The sequence below is a fragment of the Pedobacter sp. GR22-6 genome (assembly GCF_037402555.1).
Classification (GTDB): domain Bacteria; phylum Bacteroidota; class Bacteroidia; order Sphingobacteriales; family Sphingobacteriaceae; genus Pedobacter.
In genome coordinates, this window is record NZ_JBBEUC010000003.1 from 756,132 (window position 1) to 772,605 (window position 16,474).

Annotated in this window: 14 protein-coding genes; 8 read left to right on the top strand and 6 right to left on the bottom strand. The window is 45.4% G+C overall.

Annotated elements, in window-relative coordinates; genetic code table 11:
* Nucleotides 1-18 precede the first annotated feature (18 nt).
* The 3 genes from WAE59_RS17245 to WAE59_RS17255 are packed head-to-tail and all read left to right on the top strand — an operon-like array spanning nt 19 to nt 3,419.
* Complete coding sequence (locus WAE59_RS17245) at nt 19-1,209, top strand: cell shape determination protein CcmA (protein WP_337857206.1); 1,191 nt, start codon at nt 19-21, stop codon at nt 1,207-1,209.
* Between the two features lie 11 nt (nt 1,210-1,220).
* The gene (locus tag WAE59_RS17250; RefSeq protein WP_337857207.1) at nt 1,221-2,435 is read left to right on the top strand and encodes a glycoside hydrolase family 26 protein; all 1,215 of its coding nucleotides are present in this window, start codon (nt 1,221-1,223) and stop codon (nt 2,433-2,435) included.
* Nucleotides 2,436-3,419 (top strand): glycoside hydrolase family 5 protein, encoded by a 984-nt coding sequence (locus WAE59_RS17255; protein ID WP_337857208.1) that lies wholly within the window; start codon nt 2,436-2,438, stop codon nt 3,417-3,419.
* Here the strand turns inward: WAE59_RS17255 and WAE59_RS17260 are convergent.
* Complete coding sequence (locus tag WAE59_RS17260) at nt 3,412-4,287, bottom strand: AraC family transcriptional regulator (protein WP_337857209.1); 876 nt, start codon at nt 4,285-4,287, stop codon at nt 3,412-3,414. The two genes, WAE59_RS17255 and WAE59_RS17260, sit on opposite strands and share 8 nt — an antisense overlap.
* Before the next feature lie 215 nt (nt 4,288-4,502).
* Between WAE59_RS17260 and WAE59_RS17265 the strand changes: the two genes are divergently transcribed.
* The 5 genes from WAE59_RS17265 to WAE59_RS17285 all read left to right on the top strand — a co-directional run bounded on the left by WAE59_RS17265 (nt 4,503) and on the right by WAE59_RS17285 (nt 11,852).
* Nucleotides 4,503-5,639 (top strand): glycoside hydrolase family 26 protein, encoded by a 1,137-nt coding sequence (locus WAE59_RS17265; protein ID WP_337857210.1) that lies wholly within the window; start codon nt 4,503-4,505, stop codon nt 5,637-5,639.
* Between the two features lie 14 nt (nt 5,640-5,653).
* A complete protein-coding gene (locus WAE59_RS17270; protein WP_337857211.1) occupies nt 5,654-7,498 on the top strand; it encodes a sodium:solute symporter family protein in 1,845 nt (614 codons plus the stop codon).
* An 18-nt stretch (nt 7,499-7,516) separates the two neighbouring features.
* Entirely contained in the window at nt 7,517-8,695 is a 1,179-nt protein-coding gene (locus tag WAE59_RS17275; protein WP_337857212.1) for a glycoside hydrolase family 130 protein, read from the top strand.
* A gap of 3 nt (nt 8,696-8,698) precedes the next feature.
* Nucleotides 8,699-9,904: an AGE family epimerase/isomerase gene (locus WAE59_RS17280; RefSeq protein ID WP_337857213.1), complete on the top strand. Its 1,206-nt coding sequence runs from the start codon at nt 8,699-8,701 to the stop codon at nt 9,902-9,904.
* Nucleotides 9,905-9,971: 67 nt separating this feature from the next.
* Nucleotides 9,972-11,852, top strand: a complete 1,881-nt coding sequence (locus WAE59_RS17285) for a heparinase II/III domain-containing protein (RefSeq protein WP_337857214.1) — start codon at nt 9,972-9,974, stop codon at nt 11,850-11,852.
* 16 nt (nt 11,853-11,868) lie between these two features.
* Here the strand turns inward: WAE59_RS17285 and WAE59_RS17290 are convergent, their stop codons facing one another.
* The 5 genes from WAE59_RS17290 to WAE59_RS17310 form a co-directional block, all read right to left on the bottom strand.
* Entirely contained in the window at nt 11,869-12,231 is a 363-nt protein-coding gene (locus WAE59_RS17290; protein WP_337857215.1) for a response regulator transcription factor, read from the bottom strand.
* Nucleotides 12,232-12,324: 93 nt separating this feature from the next.
* Nucleotides 12,325-12,960 (bottom strand): MgtC/SapB family protein, encoded by a 636-nt coding sequence (locus WAE59_RS17295; protein WP_337857216.1) that lies wholly within the window; start codon nt 12,958-12,960, stop codon nt 12,325-12,327.
* A 79-nt stretch (nt 12,961-13,039) separates the two neighbouring features.
* Nucleotides 13,040-14,017, bottom strand: coding sequence for a transglutaminase family protein (locus WAE59_RS17300; protein ID WP_337857217.1), 978 nt, complete (start codon nt 14,015-14,017; stop codon nt 13,040-13,042).
* Between the two features lie 11 nt (nt 14,018-14,028).
* On the bottom strand, nt 14,029-14,961 hold the full coding sequence (locus tag WAE59_RS17305) for an alpha-E domain-containing protein (RefSeq protein WP_337857218.1): 933 nt from the start codon (nt 14,959-14,961) through the stop codon (nt 14,029-14,031).
* Between the two features lie 33 nt (nt 14,962-14,994).
* Nucleotides 14,995-16,446, bottom strand: a complete 1,452-nt coding sequence (locus tag WAE59_RS17310) for a circularly permuted type 2 ATP-grasp protein (RefSeq protein WP_337857219.1) — start codon at nt 16,444-16,446, stop codon at nt 14,995-14,997.
* Between the last annotated feature and the right edge of the window lie 28 nt (nt 16,447-16,474).

The following is a 16,474-nucleotide window of genomic DNA, read 5'->3' on the forward strand; positions in this document are numbered from 1 at the left end:
ACATTTAAAATGAAAGAAATGAAAATATTAATTCCACAAATCAAAGCCCCAATGCTATTGCTCCTGGCGATTGTCTGGTTTGCTTCCTGTAAAAAAGATGAAGCGGAAGGCGGCAAAGCTGCGCCCACTATTAGTCGTGTGCGCACCATTAGCAAAAGCTACATCGATAATACCTTGACGACAACCATAGTTACTTACAATGCGCAGGGTGTAGCCACTACCGTGACCTATCCCAACACGACACCTCAGGTCGTGGCAATGGATTCAACCACAACTGATGGGAATCTGCAAAATATGTATGCGATCATCGGAACGAATCTGGGAAGCGTAACTACTGTTTCCTTTAATGGTGTGTCAGTCTACTTTAACAAAGCCTTGGGTTCGGATACTACTATTTTAGTTGGTATTCCTAAAACGACTCCAGCTGGTCCTTCACAGAGTAATCAGCTCACGGTTGAAACCTTGCATGGCAAAGTAAACTATACCTTCAATGTGCTGCTGCCTCCACCGACGGTAACCGCGGTTTCTAATTACAATTTTACTGCAGGTTCAGATATTATTCTTACGGGAATTGGCCTCGCTAGCGTTACTGAAGTGAGCCTGGGGACTTCTACAGGCAAGGCTACTATTCTGGCTAAGAGCGATACAGAAATGACCATTAAGATGCCTTCCTCCAGCTTGATTTCTACTACTCTGGTTTTTACTTATCCTACCGGCAAGGCTGCGCCAAAAGAGGTGTTTGTCAATCTCGATCAAACCTATAAGCTGTTTACTGATGATTATGGTACTGGCTGGGGCGGGAACTTCTGGGGTTCCGGAGAAATTTCAGCTGCTGCGGCAAAATCGGGAACTAAATCATTGAAGTTGAACTATTCGAAGGGCAATTGGAGTGCGAATGGTGTTGCCAATTGGTTTCCGGGACTGGCTTCTTCTGCAGATTATAAATACCTTTCTTTCTACATTAAGGGTGGCTCTCAGGACTATACACTTTATTTTGTTGGTGACAAACGTACAGGAGGTTATGGTAATTCTGATCAATCGGTTCCTGTAGTAGTTCCCGCAAATGTCTGGACCTATTTTAAGCTGCCTTTGTCTACGCTTAACCTTTGGGCTACCGGTGCTACCAGCAATACTTTGGGTTTCTGGATCAAGGGGCCTGATGCGCAGGATGAAAGTTTTTACATCGATGATTGGGTACTGGTCAAATAGCATTTCATTGTATGAAGTTCAATTTTAACCCAGTTGTCACGGTCCTGGTATTGATGATTTCCTGTAAAAAAGCTGCCCCGCCGCTAGGGGCTGTACCGGAAACTCCGTCGAGCGTGGAAGTAAAGTCACTTTCCCAGATCAGGGCAGGCCTTACTGATAGAAATGCGACGGATGAGACAGTGGCCTTATTTTACAATCTTCAGCAGAGTGCAAAATCACATGTTCTGTTTGGGCACCAAGATGACACCAAGAGGGGACTGGTCAATGCCAGTTCCCAATGGGCTAATGAGCAGCAATTCATTGGTATTGCCAATACACAGTCGGATGTGAAAACCGTTACAGGTGCTTATCCGGCAGTATATGGCTTCGACTTCATTCATATTGCCAATTTCTCTTCCGGGGCTTGGTATGATTATGAAAGATCAATTGCCCGCACATTGACCATTGATGCCTATAATAGAGGGAGTGTGGTCACTTATTGCTGGCATTATTGGAATCCTGTCAATAAAGGAGACTTCTATTGGTCAGCCAATCCTACGCCTGCAATTACGCAGGTGATGCCAGGTGGCGTTGCAAATGAAATATTTAAAGCTTCGCTTCAGGTTATTGCCGATTATGCAAAATCGCTTGTGGCGGCAGATGGTAAATTGGTGCCTTTAATTTTCCGGCCCTTTCATGAAATGGATGGTGGCTGGTTTTGGTGGGGTAGCGGACATGCGACTGCAGCAGAGTACATCGCGTTGTACCGATATGTGGTAACCTATCTTCGTGACGAACTCAGGGTGCGTAATTTCTTGTATGCCTGGTCGCCCGACAGAAATTTCAATACGGAGTCGCAATACCTTGCCTATTATCCCGGTGATGCTTATGTCGATCTGGTCGGTACAGATAATTACGAAGATATGAAAGCAGGGGTTTCCCCTTCAATTGCGGCAGCCAAGTTTAAGGTTGTGTCAGATTATGCCAAAAGTCATAACAAACTGGCTGCCTTGACAGAAACCGGACTCCAGAACCTGTCAAAATCCGATTGGTATACTCAGCAACTGTTGAAAACACTTAAAGACCAGGGATTGGAATTTGCTTACGCAATGGTTTGGGCCAATACCAAGGATGGTTTCTGGACCCCGTACAAAAATCACGCTTCTGAAGCAGATTTTATTAACTTTAAGAACGATGGTTTTGTGCTGTTTGCAGATCGCCAACCTGAATTCTATAAACTCAAATAAATGATGAGATATCTGATGGCGTTTTTTCTCCTGTGTTTGATCGCAGGAAAAGGTTTAGGGCAAACGAAAGCGGCTGTCAAACAGCATGGGCAACTTAAAGTAGCCGGCGGTAGGGTTGTTGACCATACTGGGGATGCACCTCAATTGCGTGGGATCAGTTTGTCCTGGAGCATCTGGGAAGGTCGTAAGTATTATAATGAGGCTGTAGTGAATTGGCTTGCAGAAGATTTTAAAATCAACTTGCTCAGGCTCTCCATGGCTATTGAGCCGGATCGGGGTTATCTGCATGATCCCGATGGTCAGATGGCTCTGGTCACTACTGTTGTAGATGCAGCGGTAAAAAAAGGCATCTATGTGATCATTGATTGGCACGATCACCATGCACAGTTGCATCCGGAACAAGCGGAGGGCTTTTTTACAAAAATGGCCCAGCGTTATAAAGGCTGCCCAAATGTGATTTATGAGGTGTTCAATGAGCCGGAACGGATCGACTGGTCTGTAGTCAAAGATTATGCTGTTCGTGTCATTGAGGCGATCAGGAAGCATGATCGTAATAACCTGATCGTCGTCGGTAGCCCTACCTGGGATCAGGATGTAGATATCGTATCTAAAGATCCGATCCAGGGATTTAATAATATTGCTTATTCCTTTCATTTCTATGCGTCAGAGCCAAGTCATCAGGAAAAACTCATGGCTAAGGCCGATGAAGCCATCAGGTCAAGGTTGCCGCTATTTGTAACCGAATGGGGGGTTGGCGAAGCAAATGGCAACGGTGAATTCAATTTGGAAAAAGCAGAAAAGTGGCTTGGCTGGATGGAGCGGAACCGATTGAGTTGGGTCAATTGGAACGTCACCGACAAAGAAGAAACTACTGCTTTACTCAAGCCAGGGGCATCAGTCGATGCTAAATGGCCGGAGGCTATACTGACGCCTGCGGGAAGCTATATCCGTCAAACGCTCAGGAAGCTGAACGGCACTAAATAAAGACCCTCGTTCCGGAAAAGTTCTCCCTGAATTCTTTCGGAGTGCAATGTTTCTTCTTCTTGAAGAGCCTGTTGAAATTAGAAATGTTGTTGAAGCCACAATTGTATGAAATTTCTGCGACGGAATGGGTAGTTTCAATCAACATACGTGTAGCGTGACCAAGTCGTATTTCATTCAGGCTGTCTATAAAAGTATTGCCTGTTCTTTTTTTGATGAAACGGCTAAAAGAGACTTCGGTCATGTTTACCAGTTTGGCCAAGTCTTTTAGGGTGATCGGTTTATCGAAATTGGCATTCATGAATTCATAGGCTTTATCGATTCGCCTGCTGTTATAATTTACGATCTGATCATTATTGAAGGTGGCGTCAGAAAGTATCCGCATGCTTTTCGAAGTGGAGAGTTCATGAAGTATACTCATTAATTCCAATACTGAATCAAATCCCTGTAACTGGTTGATGGCTAAAATTCGGGGGTAAAGCTTTTCAATGGTTTCTCTTGGAAAAAGAATGCCTCGTACCGAACGCTCGAACATTCGCCGGATAAAGGTAAGTTGATTCCTGCGTAGCATTTTGTCGTCAAAGAGATCCCTGTGCCACTGTATAGTCACCTCTGTAATCTCTTCACTCTTGCAGTGGTGTGTTGTCCATACATGAGAAAGATTCGGGCCCACCAGAACGAGTTCCATATCTCCGATCTCCTCTATGTTATCTCCTACCATTCTTCTGGCACCTTCAGCATTCAGGATCAGATTTAATTCGTATTCTTCATGGAAATGGAGCGGGAAATCAAATTCCTTTTTTACCCTGGAGAAAATGGTAAAACAATCATTTTGAGTGAGCGGAGTGATCTCCTTAATGATGTTATTCATAATAATGTTGTTCTAAAAAGAAGTGTTTAAGATAAAAGAACATTACACAATGTATGTAAAAATAAACCCTAAACCATTAATAAATAGTTGTCTTTTTCAAGATGCATGGTTTTTTTATATTAAATGGTTAAAATAGTATTACTGTATCAGCTAAATTGATGCCTACTTTAGATAATGATTGAACGAATCCCCCGAACTGTAAAACCCAAATATAAATGAGTACAAAATTAAGCCTGTTCCTTTGTTTGCTGTATATGCTGTCGCCGGCTCTGCGCGCGCAGACGGTGGATAGGAAAGCAAGTACTGAAACCAAAAATTTATATGAAAACCTTCGAAGGCTAAGTGGTCGCGCCGTGCTGTTCGGCCATCAGGATGACATGGCTTATGGTGTCGGTTGGAAATACGAGGAAGGACGAAGCGATCTTAAAGAGCTATCTGGTGAATATCCGGCTGTCTTTGGCTGGGATTTGGCAAGACTAGAACGTAATGAAAGCACTAACCTTGATGGTGTGCCTTTCGATAAAATGAGAGAATACATTCGTCAGGCCTATGCTCTTGGAGCAGTCAATACCTTTAGTTGGCACATGGACAATCCCTTAAATGGTAAGACAGCTTGGGATACCACCTCTTTGGTGACGGTAAAAGAGATGCTTCCAGGTGGACAGGTGCATAAAAAGTACCGGGATTGGCTGGATCAGTTTGCGGCATTTAATAGTGCGCTTAAAGGGAATGATGGAAAACAAATCCCGATCCTCTTCCGTCCTTTTCACGAGCATTCAGGTAGCTGGTTCTGGTGGGGGAAAAAGGAGTGTACACCTGCTGAGTACCGGGACCTTTGGAGGTTTACTATACATTATCTAAGGGATGTAAAACAATCACATAATTTACTTTATGTGTTTAATCCATCTGATTTTACCACCGAGGCAGAATACCTGGAACGCTATCCGGGCAACGATTACGTGGATGTATTGAGTTTCGATAGCTACCAATATGGTCCAATAAGCAATGGTGAAGCCTTTAGAAATGGGCTGGCACTTAAGTTGAAGATTCAGGATTCCCTGGCTAAAAGATACCATAAGATCAGCGCAATAGGAGAGATGGGCTACGTAGAAATCCCCGACCCAAATTGGTGGTCGGAAGTTGTCTGGAAAGGCATCGAAAACCATACCCCTGCCTTTTTGCTCGTATGGCGAAATGCAGGATACCGGCCTCAGGAGAAAGATAACCATTATTATGCGCCATATAAAGGTCAGAATTCTGCCGAAGACTTCTTGAAGATGTATCGGGAACGTAAGTTTCTCCTGCAAAAGGGGGTGGCCTTCTTAAACCTTTATGCTAAACCCAAACACTAGAACAAACCCATTTTATGAAATTATCGACCATTGACCTGTGCATCATCTTGGCCTACCTGCTGCTCACGGTATTTATCGGACTGTGGTACCGGAAAAAAGCAAGAGAAAATAAAGACAGCTACCTGATGGGCGGCAAGTCCCTGCCCTGGTACAAACTGGGCCTGAGTGATGCCTCAGATATGTTTGACATCAGCGGGACGATGTGGATGGTCAGTCTCTGTTTTGTGTATGGACTGAAGAGCATTTGGATCCCCTGGCTATGGCCAGTCTTTAATCAGGTGTTTATGATGATGTTCCTGAGTCGCTGGTTGCGCCGGAGTAATGCCAATACTGGGGCCGAATGGTTGATGACGCGCTTTGGCAAGGCTGGTAAAGGTGTGAAGGGTTCTCAGGTAGTGGTAATTGCTTTTGCATTGATCAGTTGCTTTGGCTTTCTCGCTTACGGTTTTGTAGGACTTGGAAAGTTTATTGAGATCTTCGTACCCTGGCATATCATAAAAGGATACATGCCTTTCGAACTGGCAGATAAATATGTGCCGCATTTCTATGGCATCATTTTTACCCTGTTCGCGATGTTTTATTCCATTATAGGTGGCTTGCACAGCATCGTACTTGGAGATATGATTAAATATGCGATCATGACTGTGGCCTGTATCGCTATTGCCATCATTGCCATTACGCACCTAAATGGGCATGTCTTGAATGTTCCACGGGGTTGGGATGACCCTTTCTTTAGTTGGAAACTGGATCTTGACTGGAGCGGAATCGCCGCTGATGCAAACAAAAAAATTGCTGACGATGGTTTTAGCCTTTTTGGTCTTTTCTTCGGAATGATGATCATGAAAGGGGTTTTTGCGTCTTTGGCTGGGCCCGCTCCAAATTACGACATGCAAAAAGTACTGAGCACACGGAGTCCGGAAGAGGCTAGTAAGATGACTGGTTTTGTCAGTATCATTTTGCTGCCAATCCGCTACTCGATGGTGATGGGACTTACAGTACTTGCATTGCTTTACTACAACCAGCTTTACCTAAAGGGGCCGGATGGAGTCACTGATTTCGAACGGATTTTACCTGCTGCGATCAATACATTTTTGCCTGTAGGTGTGCTCGGTATTGTACTTACTGGCCTGCTCGGTGCTTTCATGGGTACTTTCAGTGGTACAGTGAATGCAGCGCAGGCTTATATTGTAAATGATATTTATTTGAAATATATCAATCCCGCTGCGGATACCAGAAGGATCATTTCAATGAATTATTTGGTCGGTATCGCAGTAGTATTCATTGGTGTGGTCTTAGGTTTGTACGTAAAAGATGTCAATACGGTATTACAGTGGATTGTTTCTGGACTGTATGGGGGTTACGTTGCGGCCAATATGCTTAAGTGGTTTTGGTGGCGGTTCAATGCCAATGGCTATTTTATAGGGATGTTGTGCGGTGTAATTCCTGCCATCGCCCTGGCGATACTGAAGTCCTTACAGGTACTGTCAGGACTCGATCTGTACTATTGGCCTCTGCTCTTTGTACTTTCCCTGGCAGGTTGTATCGTTGGTACCTATTCAGCACCACCCACAGATCTCAAGGTATTGAAAGATTTTTATGTTACCGTAAGGCCCTGGGGCTTCTGGAGTCCAATAAATGAATTGGCTCTTGCAGATGATCCGGGTTTCCAGCCCAATAAAAACTTTAAGCTCAATATGTTCAATGTAGTACTCGGAGTCATTGCGCAGTTGTGCCTTACCATATTACCTATGTATATCATCATGATGCAAAAACTGCCGATGATCATTACGCTGGCAATCCTCGCAGTGATCATTGTCATCCTGAAAAAAACCTGGTGGAATAAATTAAACGAATATTAGACATATCAGCATAGTAGAATGAATAATTTTGAGAAAAGATACCAATTCCTCAACGAGGCATATGGTCAGCTTATCAATAGGAAGAATGAGAAAGAGGAGAGCCTGAATGGGATCTATAACCGCTATAGGTACCCGGTACTTACGGCGGCGCATATTCCGCTAAACTGGAAATACGACTTCAATCCAGAGACTAATCCGAACCTGTTGGAGCGTATTGGGATCAATGCCACCTTTAATGCAGGTGCAATCAAATTCAATGGTAAATACGTCATGGTGGTGCGGGTAGAAGGGGCAGACCGAAAATCCTTTTTTGCAGTTGCAGAAAGTCCAAACGGCATCGATCAGTTTCAATTCTGGGATGAGCCGATCGTACTCCCGGAAACGCATGAGCCGGACACGAATGTATACGATATGCGGATCGTCGCTCACGAAGATGGCTGGATGTATGGCTTGTTTTGTACAGAGCGGAAAGATCCTGCAGCACCTGTTCATGATCAATCGATGGCTGTGGCACAGTGTGGTATTGCCCGTACGAAGGATCTTGTCAAATGGGAGCGGCTGGCCGATTTGAAAACGCCTTCTCCTCAACAGCGGAACGTAGTGCTTCATCCGGAATTCATTGATGGTAAATATGCCTTCTTTACACGCCCTCAGGACGGTTTCATTGAAAGCGGTAAAGGTGGGGGTATTGGTTTTGGTCTGAGTACTTCCATTGAAAATGCGTCTGTTGAACAAGAAATCATCGTCGACAATAAAAACTACCATACGGTTTATGAAGCCAAGAACGGAATGGGCCCCGAACCCATTAAAACTGAGCATGGCTGGCTATTCCTGGCTCATGGTGTCCGTAACACGGCGGCGGGATTGCGCTATGTACTTTATATGTTTATGACCGCCCTGGATGATCTAACCAAAGTGATCTACAAGCCTGCTGGCTATTTCATTGCGCCGGAAGGGGATGAGCGTATTGGAGATGTTTCCAATGTTTTGTTTAGCAATGGCTGGATTCTGGATGATGATGGAACCATATTTATTTACTATGCTTCTTCGGATACGAGGATGCATGTGGCTACTAGTACGCTTGCCTTGCTGACCGACTATGTGATGCACACACCTGCAGACGGTTTGCGCTCTGCGGCATCTGTACAAACAATCATTCGGAATATAGAAAAGAATCAGGTCGTGTCTAAGGGTTAAATGATGGAAAGACGATTGTCTGTATATTCAGCGGCTGTAGAAAAGGAGCTACAGCGTATTTTGCACTACTGGTCTACGGAAGCCGTTGATCGTCGACAAGGTGGTTTTTTAGGTAGGATCAGCAATTTCAACGTAGCAGTTGCAGATGCACCTAAAGGAGCGGTGCTGAATGCCCGGATTCTTTGGACTTTTGCAGCGGCTTGTCGCTTGAAAGGAGATCCCTTCATGTTGGATCAGGCCGGGCGCGCTTATGACTATTTCGTTAACCATTTTATCGACGCCGATTACGGGGGTGTTTATTGGACGGTAGATGCATCGGGACAGCCTCTGGATACTAAAAAGCAAGTTTACGCTGTAGCTTTTGCCATTTACGGGCTGTCCGAATATTTCATGGTCTCTGGCGATGAGACAGCAAAAGTACAGGCGATCGACATGTTTCGGGACTTGCTCAAATACAGTTACGATGAAAAAGATGGAGGTTTTTTGGAGGCGCTGGATCGCGAATGGAATGTCCTGGAGGATCTTCGCCTGAGCGATAAGGATGCCAATGAGAAAAAGACCATGAATACCCACTTGCATATACTGGAGGCTTTTAGTAACCTATACCGTATTTGGCCGGAGGAGGAGTTGAAACAACATATTTGCATGCTGTTGCAGAATTTTACCGGACATATCATCGATGCAGCCAGTAGCCATATGGTTTTATTTTTTGATGAGCACTGGAACAGGAAGTCTCAGGTCATCTCTTACGGGCATGATATCGAGGCTTCCTGGCTTCTTTTGGAGGCAGCGGAAGTGATCGGTGATGAAGTCTGGATTCAGAGGCTCAGGGATTCGGCCCTGGAAATGGCGAGGGCAGCATTGCGGGGACTGGATGAAAACGGCGGTATGTATTACGAACTGAATATCCGTACCGGGCATCTGGACCGGGAAAAGCAGTGGTGGGTACAGGCAGAGGCGATGGTTGGCTTTTTTAATGCCTGGCAATTGAATTCTGATGAACGTTTTCTGGAGGCTTCACTGTCTTGCTGGAAATTTGTGGATCAACGGCTTCTGGACAAAGTACAGGGGGAGTGGTTCTGGGGCATTGATGAAAATGATTCGGTTATGGTAAATGAAGATAAAGTGGGTTTATGGAAATGTCCTTATCACAATAGTCGGGCTTGTATTGAACTGATCAAAAGAATTTCACTGCAGGCCCATGAATAAATTCCCCTGATTGAACCAGTGCAAAGTGATCAGCCCTAAGTAGGAAATTATTTCTATTTTAGGTCGAATGAAAGTAATGAGAATAATGCTGTTGTGTCTGCTGATGCTGAGTGGTCATTCCGCTCAGTCAAAGTCAGATATTTCTTATGGTACTAGCGACACCATCACAGCAGATTGGATCAAAAGTAAGTTAAGGAAAGACGGACCCAGGTTGATCCTTACTCCTGAATCTCTTGCTGCGATCCGTACCGCAGTTAAAAAAGATGAAATACTTAAAGCCTATTATGAGTTGCTTTACGGCAATGCAGAGTCGCTGATCAATGTACCGCTATTGGAGCGAAAACTCGAAGGTCGGCGTTTGTTGACTGTCTCTCGCGAAGCCGTTGCCCGTATTGGCACACTTTCCATCGTCTATGCGATATCAAAAGAATCTCGCTTTTTAAATCGGCTTAATGCTGAACTACTCGGTATCTGTCATTTTTCTGACTGGAATCCCAGTCATTTTCTCGACGTGGGAGAGATGGCTTATGGAGTAGCGATTGGGCTTGAATGGAGCCTCGGCGACCTTCCTCAAAGTACACAAGCGGTCGTAAAAAAGGCATTGATCGAAAAAGCGTTAAAGCAAAGTCAGAAAGAAAGTCCGAAAGGATGGATTTCCGGTACCAATAACTGGAATCAGGTATGCCACGGTGGGATGGTCGCAGCAGCAGTGGCCATTGCTGATCAGGAGCCTGATCTGGCCGCACAGATTATCTCCAGAGCAGTAAGGAATATCCCACGAGCTTTAACGGCTTATGCGCCAAATGGTGCTTATCCTGAAGGCGCTTCTTACTGGGCTTACGGCACCAGTTACACGCTGATCACCATTTCTGCATTGGAAAGTGCTTTTGATACCGACTTTGGTATCGCGGCCGCTCCCGGCTTTATACAAAGTGCAGTTTTTGTTAAGAAACTTGCTGGGCCTTCTGGTTTGTATTACAACTATTTCGATTCCGGAAGCGGAGGGAATAACAGTCTGGAAAACCAGGAGCTTTTGTCCTGGTTCGCCAAAAAAACGAACAACTCCGCTTATTTCAGCAACAAAGAATTTAAAGCGCTGTTGGATCGCCCTGCGCAGAAAGGAAAGTTAGTTAGCAAACTCAATGGTGCTGCTATGGTATGGTTGATGAAAGCAAAGAACCTGAATTATGTGCCTCTGCCAAAAAATTATAAAGGAGATGGTTTGAACCCAATAGCAATTTTTGGGCCTGATGATGCATCCGGCTTTTTCCTTGGGGCTAAGGGTGGCGCGGCGAACCTGAGCCATGGGAATATGGATGCCGGTTCTTTTATATTTGAACTGAATGGTGTCAGGTGGTCAGTCGATCTTGGGATGCAGAATTATTTTGAACTGGAAAGTATACTGGGGTCAGATGGTCTTTGGAATGCGGCACAATCCAGCCCGCGCTGGAGCCTTCTCAGTAAAAACAACTTTGGACACAGCACATTGCGGGTAAACGAGGACCTGCACGTCGTTGACGGCTTTGCGCCTATGACCGGTTTCAGCGATAAAGCGCAACATCCAGAAGTCAGTTTCGATCTCAGTGCTGTTTTTAAAGGGCAATTGCGGGCGGCCAGCAGGACTTTTCGCAGGGTAGGTAAGCAGGAACTCCAGGTCACAGATCAGCTTCGGTTTTTTGATCAGCACAATTCGCTAACTTGGATGATGATGACCCAGGCGGAGGCTGAAATTATTAAAGGTGGCTTTTTGCTGAAGCAGAACGGTAAGCTGCTGAAAGTTCAGTTGAAGCAACCTCAGAATGCCGAATTCAAAGTGGTACCTCTTAACCCGCCACCATTGGAATACGATATGAACGTGCCTGGATTGAAGCGCCTGGAGATCAAATTTTCTCCTGAGGCATTTGGGAAGCCTGCTGGTAAGATTGTCGTATCACTTTCTGGTGGTTAAGCTCGGTTGAAACACACTAATTGTGTACATAATGTTCTACGCGATTGGCAAAGTCATCCAGGTCAAAGGGTTTGTTGATGAATTCATCGGCTGTACATTTCGACTTCACCTTATTCAGGTGATTGTTGGCCGACATCAGCATAACTGGTATGTCATGGGTTTTGATGCTGCTTTTTAATTCCTGGCAGATTTCTACTCCATTTCCATCCGGGAGCATCACATCAAGTACCACCATGTCGGGGATACGCTCCTGCATTTGTTTCCAGAAAGCCCTTACAGTAGGGGCGATCACGACTTCATACTCCTCTTCAGTGAGCATGAAGTCTATAATGTCGCGTATGGCGGCATTGTCCTCAACTACATAGATACACTTTTTCATAGCTTATGATTTTTAGTGTACTAGAATAACCAGCTTGATCAGCAGATGTTTAGCTTAGTTATCCACTTCTATCAAGTTATCCACTTTTCGGTTTTATTTAAAACTGATGATCTCCGGCATATTTGCCAGTGTTTCGTTTAGCTTGAGCAGGAATTTCTTCTTGCCGGAAACCTGCCAGATTACCGTCAAGGTATCATGGTCCTTGCTTACTTGTAGCCGTTCAATTCCGAGGTCTTCAGAATTCAAACGTTCTTCGAGTGACTGGATATGCTTGAAGTCTGCATCTCTGAAAGTTACACTTAGCATCTTTTGTCGTTGCAGTTTTCCGATGAAGCGTTCTACGCGGCTCATCATCAGTAGGATGCCCAGTGTGATTAGGGTAAAGACAAAGGCCAGGGCGTGGTAACCGATACCGGTGGTCATGCCGATAGCGGCAGAAGTCCAGATCACAGCGGCAGTGGTGAGGCCGCGTACCGAAAACTGGTCTTTGAAGATAACCCCGGCACCGATAAAGCCAATACCGGTAATGATGTTCGCGGAAATACGGTCGTCGGCACCTACACCATGACGTGATACAATGGTGAAGATTGTTGATCCCAGAGTGATCAGCACAATGGTGCGAAAACCTGCCGACTTATTCTTGTATTCTCTTTCAAAACCGATGATTCCGCCGCATAGCACAGCCATTAACATGCTGATCAGGTCGCTGGTCTCAATTGTAAAGTCCATAATGATTAGATTGATCTTAGTGCCTAAACTACAGTTAATCCGGTGGATTTGTTTATTAAATTGCGGTTTTGGAGAGAGCCTATTGCTGTTGTTGCTGAATCTGTTGGAGCAATTCCTGGTGACGCCTGTAACTATTGCCGTTGCCCGTTGTACTGGTCGCCACTGCTTCCTGAGGCATGATGGGAGCCAGCTCGCTGCTTTCGGTGTTCCCATTGTCGTAACCTACGATGACCTGTACGATGAGTTTGTGGTCCGAACTACCTTTGTATACACCCTTTACGGGAGAACAGTCGTTGAAGCTGCGCCCGAAGGCCAGTCGTACATAGGTTTCGCTGGCAATGCAGTCGTTGGTAGGATCTAACCCCAGCCATCCATAACCGGGAATATAGGCCTCTACCCAGGCATGAGTGGCACCTTCGCCGCGGACACCATTCTTGTTAGGGCAAATGTATCCGCTGACATATCTGGCTGGGATGTTCGCCATGCGCAGCATTTGGCAAAGGATGTGTGCGAAATCCTGACATACCCCGGCTTTCAATTTCCAGATTTCATCTAATTTGGTCTGTACAGTAGTGACACCCTGAATGTACTGGAACCGTTCAAATACATAACTGCAATAATTCAGCGCAGTGGTGTATGGGCTGCTGTGCGCCTCCTTGCGTTCCCCTGTCACCAGTTTCAATTCCTGAAGGCCATCAAAAGCTTCCCATTTGAGGTAGTCGATATAGGGTACGATATAACGCAATGCCTGCAGTTCCTCCCATTGGAGTTCACTGAACATTGTGGCTGCAGGAAGCTCTTTCGCAGTGGTGATCACCCTGAGTTCGGAGCAGATCTCCAATTCGGTGTGCGGCTCTGTATAGGTAAAAAAGCCTATCTGATTGCCATAGTAATCGCTAAAGGTATCTACGTGTGGATTTCCGGAGATCTTCAGTTTATGTTGTTTGACCTGTTGGTAGTCATCTTGTTTTGGATAGAGGATGATGTGGTTTACACTGTCCCTGACCGGACTTTCGTAACTGTATCTGGTGATGTGTTTGATCTTAAATTCTGGCATGTGGTTCGTGATTATGCTAAGGAGAAGCAGGTTTGGTTAAAGGCATTTCCGATGCCGTACAGTTCCGACTTGATCTCGGCAAGGTAGAAGTGCAGGTCGTCCTGATGCATTCCTTTGATTGAACTGTATTTTACTTTGCTCTGCAGTCTGCCAAGCAGAAAAGAGAGGTTGCCTGGGTTGATATGATCGTCCGCCTTCAGTCTTTCCAGGTATTTCACCAGCTGATTGAGAGAATAGATAACGGAGCGGGGAAATTCGTTGTGCAATACTACGAGCTCCAGTACTTTTTCTGCTTCAAAGCCCTGTCGATAGGTTTTGAGGTAGAGTTCGTAACCTCCAATGGAAAGGAGCAGGTGTTTCCAGTAGGAGGTGCTGGTTACAAGATCGGGATTATGGTCCACAGAGCCAAACTTGATGTCAAGGATGTTGACCGACTGGATGCTGCGTTCGAGGTATTTGCCAATACGCATAAAACTGCTACCTTCATTTCTGGCCATGGTGATCTCAGTAGTGCCGTAAAACAGCATTCCCTGCTTGATCAGGATGTCAAGCACAGAGATGGGGTCATCTTTACGCAGCATATTGTTTAACCGGGGGTCTTTTACGGTATGGTAGTATTCGTTGAGGCATTGCCATACGTCCTTAGTGATGTGGTCCTGTACACTGCGTGCATTTTCCCTGACCTGGGTAATGATGTTGATGACGGAGTTTGGGTTTTCTTTATCCGTCACCATAAATTGCAGCGCCTTCCTGCTATTGAATTCCAGGTCTTCAAAGCCGTCCGTATCCAATCCGCAAAAAATCTGGACTACGGGACTCCAGGAAAATTCCGACGTGGAATCTTGTGCTGAAGCGTAGTTTATTTTGAGCATGCGCAGCATGCCGTCTGTTCGTTCGATGTACCTGCCTATCCAGTACAGGCTTTCTGCAACCCTGCTTAACATATTGGTATGGTGATTTGATGTGTTTGAAATGTTTTATTTGGACAATACCCAGGTGTCTTTGCTGCCACCTCCCTGTGAACTGTTGACAACGAGGGAGCCTTCTTTAAGGGCGACCCTGGTGAGGCCTCCTGGGATGATCTCTATGCCATTGGGGCCGCAAAGTGCAAAAGGCCTGAAATCTACGCGCCGCGGTTGTAGCAGTCCCTGCATATAACAGGGGGCGGACGACAAGCTGATTGTAGGTTGGGCAATAAAAGCCCGGGGTTCTTTCAGGATTTCCTGCTTATAGGCTTCTATTTCTTCAGGGCTCGCAGCATGTCCCATGAGCATGCCGTAGCCGCCACTGCCATTGGTTTGTTTCACAACCATGCGGTTGATGTTGTCGAACACATAGGCCATCTCTTCCGGATTGCCCAGTTGGTAGGTGGGGACGTTTTTAAGTATAGGCTCTTCGTTCAGGTAATATTTGATCATGTCGGGTACATATACATACACCGCTTTATCGTCAGCCACACCGTTTCCTACGGCATTCACAATGGTGACATTCCCCTTCCGGTAGGCACTCATGAGTCCGGCTACGCCGAGCAGGCTGCCCGCATTGAAGGCGAGGGGATCAAGGTATTCGTCATCTACCCTTCGGTAGATCACATCTACCTGCTGCAGGCCGGCAGTAGTTTTCATGTATACCTTGTGGTCCTCCACAATCAGATCTGGTCCCTCCACGAGTTCAATTCCCATCAGCCTGGCCAGGGTAGTATGTTCAAAATAAGCAGAATTGAAACTGCCCGGACTCAATAACACTATAGTGGGGTTGGCAATTTGGCGTGGTGAAAGGGAGAGTAGGTTGTTGTAGAGTACATTTGGGTATTCTGTCACGCTCCTGACCTTACATTTGGGCAGCAGGTCTGGAAAAAGCCGCTTGGTGATCTCCCGGTTTTCGAGCATGTAGCTTACACCTGATGGTGTACGTACATTGTCTTCCAGGATATAATAGGTGCCGTCGTTGTCACGGATGAGGTCGATTCCGGCAATGTGGATGTAAATGTCATGTGGCACTTTCACATTTACCATCTCCCGCAGGAAATGCGGACAGGAATAGATCACGTCGATGGGTACGATGCCGTCTTTGATAATGAACTGGTTGCTGTATACATCTTTCAGGAAGAGATTGAGTGCCCTGACCCGCTGCCTTATTCCTGTTTCAATAAATTCCCATTCATCGGAAGTGATGATGCGTGGTACAATGTCGAAAGGGAAAATTTTCTCTACGCCTTCGCCGCTGTTATAAACGGTAAAGGTGATGCCCTGGCTCATGAAAAGTAACTTGGATAACTCTTCTTTTTTGTTTAGCTCCTCTGTAGATTCCAGTTCAAGGTATTCCATTACTTTTTTATATTCATTTCTTACGGTTTGTGTGTCATCAAACATCTCGTCCCATGTGTTTTTTGGAGAATTGTAAGATTCTGTGTATCTGTTTTTAATCATTTTGAATTTTTTGCGTTAAAATTTGATT

Coding starts and splice junctions, on each gene's coding strand:
- WAE59_RS17245 (WP_337857206.1), top strand. CDS start 19: ATGAAAATATTAATTCCACAAATCAAAGCCCCAATGCTATTGCTCCTG.
- WAE59_RS17250 (WP_337857207.1), top strand. CDS start 1,221: ATGAAGTTCAATTTTAACCCAGTTGTCACGGTCCTGGTATTGATGATT.
- WAE59_RS17255 (WP_337857208.1), top strand. CDS start 2,436: ATGATGAGATATCTGATGGCGTTTTTTCTCCTGTGTTTGATCGCAGGA.
- WAE59_RS17260 (WP_337857209.1), bottom strand. CDS start 4,287: ATGAATAACATCATTAAGGAGATCACTCCGCTCACTCAAAATGATTGT.
- WAE59_RS17265 (WP_337857210.1), top strand. CDS start 4,503: ATGAGTACAAAATTAAGCCTGTTCCTTTGTTTGCTGTATATGCTGTCG.
- WAE59_RS17270 (WP_337857211.1), top strand. CDS start 5,654: ATGAAATTATCGACCATTGACCTGTGCATCATCTTGGCCTACCTGCTG.
- WAE59_RS17275 (WP_337857212.1), top strand. CDS start 7,517: ATGAATAATTTTGAGAAAAGATACCAATTCCTCAACGAGGCATATGGT.
- WAE59_RS17280 (WP_337857213.1), top strand. CDS start 8,699: ATGGAAAGACGATTGTCTGTATATTCAGCGGCTGTAGAAAAGGAGCTA.
- WAE59_RS17285 (WP_337857214.1), top strand. CDS start 9,972: ATGAAAGTAATGAGAATAATGCTGTTGTGTCTGCTGATGCTGAGTGGT.
- WAE59_RS17290 (WP_337857215.1), bottom strand. CDS start 12,231: ATGAAAAAGTGTATCTATGTAGTTGAGGACAATGCCGCCATACGCGAC.
- WAE59_RS17295 (WP_337857216.1), bottom strand. CDS start 12,960: ATGGACTTTACAATTGAGACCAGCGACCTGATCAGCATGTTAATGGCT.
- WAE59_RS17300 (WP_337857217.1), bottom strand. CDS start 14,017: ATGCCAGAATTTAAGATCAAACACATCACCAGATACAGTTACGAAAGT.
- WAE59_RS17305 (WP_337857218.1), bottom strand. CDS start 14,961: ATGTTAAGCAGGGTTGCAGAAAGCCTGTACTGGATAGGCAGGTACATC.
- WAE59_RS17310 (WP_337857219.1), bottom strand. CDS start 16,446: ATGATTAAAAACAGATACACAGAATCTTACAATTCTCCAAAAAACACA.